Annotated in this window: 9 protein-coding genes; 6 read left to right on the top strand and 3 right to left on the bottom strand. The window is 57.7% G+C overall.

Going from position 1 to position 11,287, the window contains the following annotated elements; all coding sequences use genetic code 11:
* Positions 1–266: 266 nt before the first annotated feature.
* Complete coding sequence (locus tag WCO56_26310) at positions 267–833, bottom strand: pseudouridine synthase (protein MEI7733113.1); 567 nt, start codon at positions 831–833, stop codon at positions 267–269.
* Between the two features lie 2 nt (positions 834–835).
* Positions 836–3,358, bottom strand: coding sequence for a DUF3656 domain-containing protein (locus WCO56_26305; GenBank protein MEI7733112.1), 2,523 nt, complete (start codon positions 3,356–3,358; stop codon positions 836–838).
* 220 nt (positions 3,359–3,578) lie between these two features.
* On the opposite strand from WCO56_26305, the gene WCO56_26300 reads away from it, so the two are divergent.
* The 5 genes from WCO56_26300 to WCO56_26280 all read left to right on the top strand — a co-directional run bounded on the left by WCO56_26300 (position 3,579) and on the right by WCO56_26280 (position 10,684).
* Entirely contained in the window at positions 3,579–4,625 is a 1,047-nt protein-coding gene (locus tag WCO56_26300) for a family 43 glycosylhydrolase (protein MEI7733111.1), read from the top strand.
* Between the two features lie 21 nt (positions 4,626–4,646).
* Positions 4,647–5,975: a Gfo/Idh/MocA family oxidoreductase gene (locus WCO56_26295; protein ID MEI7733110.1), complete on the top strand. Its 1,329-nt coding sequence runs from the start codon at positions 4,647–4,649 to the stop codon at positions 5,973–5,975.
* 30 nt (positions 5,976–6,005) lie between these two features.
* Positions 6,006–6,662 carry a hypothetical protein gene (locus tag WCO56_26290; GenBank protein ID MEI7733109.1) on the top strand — a complete coding sequence of 219 codons (657 nt, stop codon included), beginning with the start codon at positions 6,006–6,008 and terminating at the stop codon, positions 6,660–6,662.
* Positions 6,663–7,040: 378 nt separating this feature from the next.
* Positions 7,041–8,573 (top strand): acyl-CoA carboxylase subunit beta, encoded by a 1,533-nt coding sequence (locus tag WCO56_26285; protein ID MEI7733108.1) that lies wholly within the window; start codon positions 7,041–7,043, stop codon positions 8,571–8,573.
* A gap of 62 nt (positions 8,574–8,635) precedes the next feature.
* Entirely contained in the window at positions 8,636–10,684 is a 2,049-nt protein-coding gene (locus WCO56_26280; GenBank protein MEI7733107.1) for an acetyl/propionyl/methylcrotonyl-CoA carboxylase subunit alpha, read from the top strand.
* 40 nt (positions 10,685–10,724) lie between these two features.
* On the opposite strand, the gene WCO56_26275 is transcribed toward WCO56_26280, so the two are convergent.
* Positions 10,725–10,967, bottom strand: a complete 243-nt coding sequence (locus WCO56_26275) for a hypothetical protein (protein MEI7733106.1) — start codon at positions 10,965–10,967, stop codon at positions 10,725–10,727.
* 52 nt (positions 10,968–11,019) lie between these two features.
* Here WCO56_26275 and WCO56_26270 point away from each other — a divergent pair, with 52 nt between their 5' ends.
* On the top strand, positions 11,020–11,211 hold the full coding sequence (locus WCO56_26270; protein MEI7733105.1) for a hypothetical protein: 192 nt from the start codon (positions 11,020–11,022) through the stop codon (positions 11,209–11,211).
* The last annotated feature ends 76 nt before the right edge of the window (positions 11,212–11,287 follow it).

The following is an 11,287-nucleotide window of genomic DNA, read 5'->3' as shown; positions in this document are numbered from 1 at the left end:
GCTGGTTTTGATCTGCCCATTAATGGCTGGTTTTGATCTGCCCGGTGACATTATAGCACCATTGTTCCGCTGCTAAAGTAATGCCCCTTTCGGCTCTCATTGTGACAATTTCTTCGCTTGGTGTTCTTCCAAAATTTTCTGGACGGTCAAGGCCATGATGATTTTGTCGGTCTTGCGGAAGGCATCAATATCCGGGCTGCGCGTGTTTTCTTCGCGAATGCACGGTTACGCGGACGCTATTACAATCCACGCCAATCTCACACCACCTATCCGGGGAATACCAAACGGCGTTGTGCGTCCGCGAGCGTTCGCCAGGTGCCGGCGGGCAAATCGTCCAGGCGCAGACCTTCAATGCGCACGCGAACCAGTCGCAACGTGGGATGGCCAATGGCGGCGGTCATGCGGCGGACTTGGCGGTTCTTGCCTTCCACCAATTCCAACCCGATCCAGCAGTCCGGCACATTCTTCCGGTAACGAATGGGCGGCGTGCGGGGGGGCAGGGTGGGCTGCGGATCGAGCAGCCAGGCGCGGCAGGGCAGGGTGCGCCGTCCCTGGATGAGCAGGCCGCGGGAGAGTTCGGCCAGGGCGGCGGCGGTGGGTATCCGTTCCACTTGCGCCCAGTATTCGCGTTGATGGGCGTGTTTGGGTGCCAGCAGGCGGCTGTTCAGGCCCGGTTCATCGCTGAGCAGCAGCAGGCCTTCGGAGTCGGCATCCAGCCGGCCCAGCGCATAGACGTTCGGCGGGAAACCGAATTCCGCCAGCGGGCGGTTGGGCGAACCATCCGGGGTAAATTGCGAGAGCACACCATACGGTTTATGAAACGCGATCAGCACGCTTACAACTCCTCTTTTTGCATCTGCCCGCGGGTGACGCCCAGTTGGTTGAACAGCTTGAGTTCGCGCCATAGCTGGCCGCCGGAGATTTCGCCGCGCAACAGTTGCCGGTAGCGGGTGATGGTGCGCTCCACCTGGTCCAGCGGTTCATTCAGGAATTCCAGGCGGAAATGCCGGACGCCCAGCGCGATCATTTGGCTCACCGCTTCCGCGCCGGTCTGGGCGCGCGCGTGATAGACGGTGTTGCGGCAACCGACGTCCGCCTTGACGGGATGCTCGGCGCCGACGCGGTCGCGCAATTGCACTTCGTGTTTGTCGCAGGGGCGTCCGCAGTTGGTGTAATCCGTGCCGCTGCTCAGGAACGCGCAGAACACGCAATGCTCCATGTGAAACATGGGGATGTGCTGGTGGATGGTGACCTCGAACCATTCGGGCGGCGCGGAGCGCAGCAGGGCGGTCAACTGTTCGATGTTCAAATCGTAGGAAGCGGTGACGCGTTCCAGCCGGTGCTGGTGTTTAAAATAATCCGCCGCCCAGGCGTTGGCGATGTTGAAGGTGTAATCGCCCATGCGGCGGTCGTTGGCGAAGAACCGCAGGTGATCATAGTTGCGCAATAAATACCCATCCGCGTTGCAGGACCGCACCTGTTCAAGCTGCCATTCCTCGCCGGGCTTGAAGATGCGCGGCGGCGCCACCCACACGGTTCGTTGCGGCCCCTGGCAGGAGCAGGATTCATGCACCATGCGCACGGCTTCGCGGTATTTCTTGGGATCTTCAAAATCGCAGTACAGGGTGTTGACGCCGCAGCGCAGGGCGGCGGTGAGTTGCGCCAGGTCGCGCACCAGCACGCTCAATTCCGACGGGCCCGGTGCTGGCTGAGTGGTGAATTTCCGCGTGGCCACGGGTGATTCAGGGCGCACGGTCCAATGCACCGACTGGAGGCGCTGCGTTTCCAAGCTGGCTACGAGTTCGCGCCGGAGCCGATTCAGTTCGCTGACCGGCAGAATGATGGACCCCTGGGTTTGGTTGTTGATGGATTCAAGGAAGAATGGAGTGCCGCCCAAGCGGCTCAGTTGATCGCGGAGCTTCTCGGTGGTCAGTGGCTGTTTGTTGGCGGTGGCCAAAGGCATGGTGGATGCCGTCTCCGTCACACAACCAAATTCATCAATGGCTTTAAGCCTTAACGGTTCGCCGACCGCGCCTTGGATTTCGAGGCAGATGGGCCGTTGAAAGCGGAGTTGCTCGGCGGTAAAGGTTGTCCGCAGTCGGCGATCCAGTTCCGGATCACTCGTCTTCCACACTTTATCACCCAACTGGATTCGTGTGAAATCAAGGTCCCCATGCCCAAACGCCAGCCAGACTTCGTTGCCCTTGCCGATTTGGGTTTGCCGGGGATTGGCGGGGAACAGTTCATAGACGCGGCCACCTTCCTCTTCCTCATCGGGATGTCCGGCGTCGAAGACCACACCGTCGCCTGGCTTGAGTGGGCCTTCCAACTTCAATAACACACGCTCGTTGAGGATGCGCAACACCGCGCCCAGGAACACGCCGCGTTTTTTGCCAAAGCGGCCATGCACCAATTGCTGGTTGTTCACGCCATCCAACCAGCCGGTATAGAGTCCCCGTGAAAACGCCATTTCCATGTCGTAGCGATCGGGTGTGGATACGCGTACGGTGGCGGCGGGATTCTCGTTCATAGCCTGTCCAGCCTGGTCGAGCGCTTCACGGTAAACGCGCGTGATGTTGGCCACGTATTCCGGAGTTTTCAGCCGCCCTTCAATTTTCAGCGAAGCGATGCCGGCGCGAATCAGCTCGGGCAGGCGCTCAACGCCGGCCAGATCCTGCGGGCTCAACAGATAGCGGCGATCTCCCAGCGGAACCAACTGTCCGTCGGAGATTAATTCATACGGCATCCGGCACGCCTGCGCGCAAACGCCGCGATTGGCCGAACGCCCGCCCAACGCCTCGCTGGTCAGGCACTGGCCGGAATAGGCCACGCACAACGCGCCATGGATGAACATTTCCAGCGGCATGGGCATTTCCGCTGATTGCGCGGTGCGGATAGCCTCCACTTCCTTGATGGAACATTCCCGGGACAACACCACGAGTTGGCAGCCCAGTTCCCGGGCAAACGCGACTCCTGCTGCGCTGGTGATGGTCATTTGCGTGGAGGCGTGAATGGGGAAATCCTGGGAGAGTTCCCGAATCAGGCGGCAGATGCCCACATCCTGTACGATCGCGGCATCTACCCCTGCGGCGATGATCGCACGTAATTGCTGCTCGGCTTCCGCGAGTTCGTTGGCGAACACCAGCGTGTTAAAACAGACATATCCGCGCACTCCGCGCCGATGCAGGAAATTCATCAACTCTGGCAGGTTGGCCAGGGTGAAGTTATCCGCCCGCATTCGTGCGTTGAAGCTTTCCAGGCCAAAATAAATGGCATCCGCGCCGTTCTCGACTGCGGCCCGGGCGCATTCCCAATTGCCCGCCGGTGCCAGTAATTCTGGCCGACGTAACGGTGACATGCCCGCTGCGGTCTTGGCCGCCGCGGAACTGGACGATTGAACAAGTTGTCCCACAGGCACAAAGTACCAGAACAATCGGGGAATGAAGAATGAAAAATTTACTTGGCTGACGGAACGGGTCTGCTGGTAAACGGGTAATCGTTGCAAGCTGCAAAGTGGAAATCAGAGGACGCTTGACGGCGCGGGGGTGTTTGGGTGAGGCTTATGGCCATAACGCTGCATGAAAATAACACCCATGCTGCGCATGATGAACGATGTTGACGAAGATATGATACTACGAATCACACCATTGCTTTGCGGTCTGCTCTGGGGGGCATATTCACTAAACGCTGCGGACACATTGCCGCCCATGCACTGGGCCGATGAGTCGCGCATCGGCAAACCATTCGCCAAAGATCCCAGTGTTATTCGGTTTCAGGATCGGTATTTGATGTATTTCTCGCTGCCGCCGTTTAGCGCCAGCCTTGCCAAGCCTGATTCGCCCAAGGGCTGGAGCATTGGCATTGCGGAAAGCACCGACTTAATTCACTGGCGGAAAACCGCTGAAATCCTTCCCGAACAGGAGTGTGAGAAAAAAGGATTATGCGCGCCGGGCGCACGCGTCATTGGCAACCAGGTGCATATCTTTTACCAGACCTATGGCAATGGCGCTAAGGACGCCATTTGCCATGCGGTGTCGGCGGACGGTAAACGGTTTGTGAAAGATGCCTCGAATCCGGTGTTCCGCCCGGAAGGTGACTGGACCAGTGGCCGTGCGATTGATGCGGAGGTGTACCCGGTCAAAGACCGCCTACTGCTTTACTTTGCCACGCGCGATCCGAAGATGAAGGTGCAGATGATTGGCGTGGCTGGCGCGCCGTTGGATTCCGATTTCAGCCGGAAAACCTGGAAGCAACTCTGTGATGCTCCCATCCTCAAACCTGAGTTGTCTTGGGAACAGGAATGCATTGAGGCCCCCACGTTGTGCGAGCGCGATGGTAAACTGTATATGTTCTATGCCGGCGCATACAACAACAAGCCTCAGCAGATCGGTGTCGCGGAAAGCCGGGATGGATTGACTTGGCAGCGGCTTTCTGAACAGCCGTTGGTGCCGAATGGTTCTGCGGGTTCGTGGAATTTCTCCGAATCCGGACATCCCGGCGTCTTCGCGGATAAGGATGGGCAGACGTATTTGTTTTATCAGGGGAATAGTGATCAGGGAAAAACCTGGTTCCTATCCGTGCTGAAGATAGATTGGCGCGAGGGCAGGCCGGTGATCGTCAAATAACAGTGTAGCCAAACCAAACCTATGAAAAACACACAACCACAATCTAACCGGCGCAGTTTTCTGAAAACCAGTGCGGCGGCGGTGGGCGCCATCACGATCATTCCTTCGGGCGTGATTAGTGTCTCCGGTCAAGGAGGAGCGCAATCCCGGTTCGTCGTCGCCCATATTGGCGTCGGTGGCATGGGCAATACCCATCTGCGCAACATGCTCCGTTTTCAGCAGGACAATAAAGTGAAGATTGCCGCGGTGTGCGATGTGGACGAAAATAGGCTCGAAGCCGCCTCGAACAACGTGGGGGAGGGGGCTACACCGTACCGGGACTACCGGTATATTCTTGAGCGCAAAGACATTGATGCCGTGCTCATCGCCACCCCAGACCATTGGCATGCAGTCCAAACCGTTCACGCCTGCCAGGCTGGCAAGCATGTCTATGTGGAGAAACCAGCCTCGGTCACGGTGCGCGAAGGTCAGGCTATGATCGCAGCCGCCCGGGCTAATAAAGTTGCCGTTCAGGTGGGGGCGCAGGCGCGCACCGCCAAGGGGGCATGGTACACCTGCCGCGCGATTCGCAATGGCATCGTGGGACGGGTGAACAAGGTGGCCTGCTGGCATTACGCCACGCCAACGGATGATAAGCCGGTGCCGGATAGTGCGCCACCGGAGGATTTGGATTGGGATCTATGGCTGGGCCCGCTTCCGTGGCGGCCCTTCAATCGGCGCTACCTGCCAGCTACCTTCCGCTGGCTGATGGAGTCGGGTGGCGGCCAGATTCGCGATCGCGGCGCGCACCAGTTCAGCACTATTCTTTGGTGCATGAACGCGGATAATCAAACCTCGTTCACCGTCGAGGCGACGGGGAAGCCGCCGAAGAAGGGACTCTGGGATTGTCCAGTCACCATGGATGCGGTGTTCCAATTCAAGAATCCCGACTGGACGCTGGTTTGGGGGCAGCCGGGGGAAAAAGTGGGCAAGCTCGAATTCGGGAACGTGTTTTACGGCGAGCACGGGCAGTTGATCCAGGAATGGGAAGGTGGCTACAAGCCTGCCAGTCCCGAGGCCGTCAACTTCAAGTTGCCGCCGGGCGGTCAGGAAGTGTATCGCACGGACGAATACGAAGACTTTAATATGAACCATAAGGCCGATTGGTTTAAATCCATCCGCGAAGGGCATTTGCGGCCGGCTGTGGACATTGAGATTGCCCATCGCACTGCCACCCTTTGCAACCTGGCCAATCTTTCTTATGTATTGGGGCGAAAGTTGGTTTGGGATGGCGAGAAACAGGATGTGGTGGGCGACGACGAAGCCAGCCGCATGTTGGGCAAGCCGCAACGCTACCCGTATGTGTTGTAATTGAACCTGATTCAGGATGAGGAACCACTTATGATGAATACCCAGGAAAATACCAAAGCCGCGCTGATTGCCGGCACGCTCACTTTGCTCGCGCCTTCCACCCCGGCTGCTGAGAACTCAAGCACCGTTGAAGAAATTGTCGCTCGGATTAAGAGTCCAGACGATACCGTGCGCACAGAGGCATGGCAGGCTGCGGGCATGCTTGGTGCGCCAGCGGTAAAGCCATTGGCAGCGGTCATGGCTGGTGAAGACTTTGAAATCGCGCGAGCCGCCAAGCGCGGCTTATGGAAAGTCGTGCGTTACGCCGGCCGTCCCGGAACCAGGAAAGAAAAGGCTGCCGTCCAAAAGGCGTTGCTGGCACTGCTGCCCGAGGGACCGGTGCCGGTTCGGCGTGAAGTGCTCTGGATGCTTTCGGAAATTGGCGACGACGATGCGCTCAAGCCCATGGCCGCGCTGCTGAAGGATAAAGAACTGCGGGAAGACGCCCGGTGTGCGCTGCTGCGCCTCCCCGGAAAGAAGGTGACGTCTGTTCTCAAGTCGGCATTTGAAAGCGCCGAGGAGGAGGAGGAATTCAAGTTCGCGCTGGCGGAGTCGCTGCGTATCCGGGGCGAGGTGGTGGCCAGTTATCCGTGCAAGAAAGTTGTGCCTGCCAAACAAACTACCATTGTGCCTAAGAAAGTTGGGTAACCTGCCCTCATGTGATTTGACAATGTAATGGCATCGGGTTGGGGTGTTCACATGTGGTGAATAGGTTATGAATTGTGCCTGCCTTGAAACAATGGCAGTACCATCAGCCGTACGAATCCTGACGCTCTGACCGAGACAAGAGAGCCGGGTGTGTTGGCTTCGAAAACGCTGGATGAACGCCTCGCCGCCTAAGTGAACGGCGAGGCTTCGGTAATTGATACCAATAAATTGCTTGCAGCCTCCGCATACCGCCATTAGGCTGCCTCCTAGTCTTAATAAGGTAAATGAAACTAGGACCAAAAGCAAGGTTCCCTGTCCGCGCTGTGCCCCGCAACGGGAAAGAACCTGCGTTCATCCCCCATCGGGAGCTCCAACCCCATGCAACCCATCCTTGATCAGCTTGAAAAAATGCGTGAATCCGCACGCCTGGGTGGCGGGAACAAGCGCGTTGAAGCGCAGCACAAAAAGGGCAAATTAACGGCGCGGGAGCGGCTGGAGGTGCTGCTCGACGAAGGCACGTTTGAAGAGTGGGACATGTTTGTGGAACACCGGTGCGTGGATTTCGGCATGACGGCGAACCGGATTCCGGGGGATGGCGTGGTGACCGGCTATGGTATGATCAATGGTCGTTTGGTATTTGTTTATAGCCAGGATTTTACCGTGTTCGGCGGGGCCTTGAGCGAGACCCATGCGGAGAAAATCTGCAAGGTGATGGATCATGCCATGAAGGTCGGTGCCCCGGTGATCGGCCTCAACGATTCGGGCGGCGCGCGTATTCAGGAAGGAGTGGCCTCGCTGGGTGGCTATGCCGATGTGTTCCAGCGCAATGTGCTGGCCAGTGGCGTGGTGCCGCAGATCAGCATGATCATGGGGCCGAGCGCCGGTGGCGCGGTTTATTCGCCGGCGATCACCGACTTTATCCTCATGGTGCGAGACAGTTCATACATGTTTGTCACGGGACCCGACGTGGTTAAAACCGTGATGCACGAGACGGTGACGGCGGAGGAGTTGGGTGGCGCTTTGACCCACACCACCAAAAGCGGTGTGGCCGACCTTGCTTTCGCGAACGATGTGGAAGCGCTGCTCATGCTACGCCGGCTCTTCAATTACCTGCCGCTGAACAATCGCCAAAAGGCGCCTGTTCGAAGAAGCGGCGATCCGGCCGATCGTTTGAATGCGTCGTTGGATACGTTGGTGCCAGCGAATCCCAATCAACCGTATGATATGAGGGAGCTGATTGTTAAAACCGTGGACGCCGGCGAGTTCTTCGAGTTGCAGCCCGAATATGCCGGCAACATCCTCATTGGATTTGCACGGATGGACGGGCAAACCGTAGGTATCGTTGCCAACCAACCGATGGTGCTGGCAGGGTGCCTGGACATCAAGAGTTCGATCAAGGCGGCGCGGTTTGTGCGCTTCTGCGATGCCTTCAACATCCCGGTCATCACCTTTGTTGATGTGCCCGGCTTTATGCCTGGCACCTCTCAGGAAGACGGCGGCATCATCAAGCATGGGGCCAAGCTGCTCTACGCCTACGCCGAGTGTACCGTTCCCAAGATCACTGTGATTACACGCAAGGCCTATGGCGGGGCTTATGACGTGATGGCCTCCAAGCATCTGCGTGGCGATGTCAACTTCGCCTGGCCCAGCGCCGAGATTGCAGTGATGGGTGCCAAAGGTGCGGTTGAAATCATCTTCCGCGATGACAAGGGTGATCCAGCCAAACTGGCCGCGAAGGAAGCTGAATATAGGGCGCGCTTTGCCAATCCATTTATCGCCGGAGCGCGCGGTTTTATTGACGACGTAATCCTGCCCCACGAAACCCGCAAGCGCATTTGCCGCTCATTGGTAATGCTGCGCGACAAGAAGCTGGAAAACCCATGGCGCAAGCACGGTAATATTCCACTGTGATGGGAAATGGAAAATATGACCAACGCTGAAACCGCCACGCGCGTGCGAGCACTCACTTACCCATGTTCAACAAAATCCTGATTGCCAACCGGGGCGAGATCGCCTGCCGGATCATCAAGACAGCCCACAAAATGGGTATCAAAACCGTGGCGGTGTATTCCGATGCCGACCGGGCTGCACACCATGTCGAACTGGCCGATGAAGCCATCCATATCGGCCCAACCGCCAGTCGGGAAAGTTATCTGGCAGCCGACAAAATTATCGCTGCCGGCAAGCAAACGGGTGCACAGGCCATTCACCCTGGCTATGGTTTTTTGAGCGAGAACGCGGGTTTTGCCAGACAGGTGGAAGCAGCGGGCATCACCTTCATTGGCCCCACGCACGAGGCGATTGCCGCCATGGGCGATAAGCTAACCTCAAAGAGGCTGGCTAGCCAAGCTGGCGTAAACTGTGTCCCAGGAGTGAATCAGGCGATTGAAACCGTGGAGCAGGTGGTCAAAATCGCCCGGGGTATCGGTTACCCGGTCATGATCAAGGCCAGCGCCGGAGGGGGCGGCAAAGGCTTGCGGGTAGCGCACAACGATCAGGAAGCCATCGAGGGTTTTACCAGTTGCCGTAACGAGGTCCGCAATCACTTTGGCACCGACGGCGTGTTCCTCGAGAAGTTTATCAGCGCGCCGCGGCATATCGAAATTCAGGTGATCGGCGACCATCATGGAAATGTGATTCATCTTCATGAGCGCGAATGTTCCATCCAGCGCCGTCACCAGAAGGTGATCGAGGAGGCCCCGTCACCTTTTATCAGCGCCGCCACGCGTCAAGCGATGGGTGAGCAGGCTGTGGCACTGGCTAAGGCGGTGAAGTATCAGAATGTAGGTACGGTGGAGTTCGTGGTGGGCCAGGATCAGAACTTCTATTTCCTTGAAATGAACACGCGTCTCCAAGTGGAACACCCGGTGACAGAATGCATCACGGGTCTTGACTTGGTGGAACTCATGATTCGCGTGGCAGCCGGTGAAAAGCTGCCGCTGACGCAGGAAGAGGTACTGTGCAATGGTTGGGCGATGGAATGCCGGATCAATGCAGAAGACCCGTTTCGTAACTTTGTCCCCGCCATCGGTCGGTTGGTCCGGTTCCAGCCGCCGGAAGCTACCATGCTCGCCTCGGATGCCGCCCAATCATTGGGCGTGCGGGTGGACACGGGCGTACAGGAGGGCAGCGAGATTCCAGTGCATTATGATTCGATGATCGCCAAGCTGATTGTGCATGGCAAGAACCGGCTTGAGGCGATTGATCGAATGCGTGAAGCGCTCAATGGTTTCGTGATTCGCGGGGTATCCACCAATATTCCGTTTCAGGCGGCCCTGCTGGCGCACCCCAAATTCGTGGCGGGTGAATTCAATACCGGCTTTATCGCCGAGAACTATGGCAAGGGTTTCAGGGCGGAAGATGTTCCCCACGAAGATATGAATTTCCTGGTGGCGCTGGCCGCTTTTGTTCATCGGATTTACCGTCACCGCGCCACGGGCATCACCGGACAGATGGAGGGACATGAGGTGGAGGTAAGTGACGATTTTGCGGTTGTCTCCCTCGGCCAGCGAGGGGACCGCATCAGCACACGGGTACGGGTGAGCGACTTTGATGTGCAAACGGGTGTCAGCCTGGTTACCGTGGGTGGCACGAGCTACAAGTTTTGCAGTCAATCCAAGTTTGGAGCCATCCGCATGGACGGCATTTGTAATGATAAGCCATTCACCGCGCAAGTGGAACGCGGAGGCGGTAACAACCCGCTGGCCATACGATTGGCGCATAATGGTACTCAGCTTGAAGCACTGGTGCTGTCTCCGCGCGTTGCGGAGCTTTATGCCCTGATGCCCAGCAAGACGCCGCCCGAAATGAATCGGTACCTGCTCGCACCCATGCCAGGGTTGCTGGTTGAAGTGGCGGTGCAGCCGGGCCAGAAAGTGCTCGCCGGTGAGCGCATTGCCGTGATTGAAGCCATGAAAATGCAAACTACTCTGTTGGCCGTGCATGACTGGGTGGTCAATAAGGTGCTGGCGGCGAAAGGCGAAATTTTGACAGTAGATCAGCCCATTATTGAGTTTGTCTGAGCGGTCAACCGAAGGAGCGCGGACCTCCGGTCCAATGCCACTAGGATTTGGCCTTCGGTTTCCGGGCTTTGTTGACTTGGTTTCTATAGTTTTTGACCATTTGGATAGCGGCTTGCTGGAGTAGGGTCTCGATTTTGCGGCCGTTCTTGATCGCCTGTTTGAGGGGTTTCACCAAGGCCTTGGGGACATAGCGGGTACTCCGCCGCCCTGCGGTCACCACCGAGAGGAGCCAGGCGGGATGCTTCTGGCCGGCGGCGCAGGCGGCGTACGTGGGATCGGCCAACCTGGACCCGCGCAGCCTTCATATCAATTACGAGTTGATGCTGCGTTTGACCGTGCCCTCTGCCATTGCGGACGCCCGGCAGATGTTCCTCGATGATTTGCAGCACGCCAAGCCGGTGATCCTCGACGAGTTCCGCCACACCCGCACGCTCTGGACCAAACTGCGCGAACGCTGGGCCTACTTCCTGGTGGCCCGCCTCGACCCATACATCACCCGCCGTTTACTCAGCACCTTCGGCGCTTGATGGTTGGTTTTGCGGTCCTTAATTCCGCATTCCGCATTCCGCATTCCGCATTCCGCATTCCGCATTCCGCATTCCG

This window comes from Verrucomicrobiota bacterium (genome assembly GCA_037139415.1).
Taxonomy (GTDB): Bacteria; Verrucomicrobiota; Verrucomicrobiia; order Limisphaerales; family Fontisphaeraceae; genus JBAXGN01.
This window is presented reverse-complemented; position numbering and strand designations above follow the sequence as displayed.

Excerpts from the sequence above, each read along its gene's own strand:
- WCO56_26305 (MEI7733112.1), bottom strand. The coding sequence starts at position 3,358 with ATGTCACCGTTACGTCGGCCAGAATTACTGGCACCGGCGGGCAATTGG.
- WCO56_26300 (MEI7733111.1), top strand. The coding sequence starts at position 3,579 with ATGAAAATAACACCCATGCTGCGCATGATGAACGATGTTGACGAAGAT.
- WCO56_26295 (MEI7733110.1), top strand. The coding sequence starts at position 4,647 with ATGAAAAACACACAACCACAATCTAACCGGCGCAGTTTTCTGAAAACC.
- WCO56_26290 (MEI7733109.1), top strand. The coding sequence starts at position 6,006 with ATGATGAATACCCAGGAAAATACCAAAGCCGCGCTGATTGCCGGCACG.
- WCO56_26285 (MEI7733108.1), top strand. The coding sequence starts at position 7,041 with ATGCAACCCATCCTTGATCAGCTTGAAAAAATGCGTGAATCCGCACGC.
- WCO56_26280 (MEI7733107.1), top strand. The coding sequence starts at position 8,636 with ATGTTCAACAAAATCCTGATTGCCAACCGGGGCGAGATCGCCTGCCGG.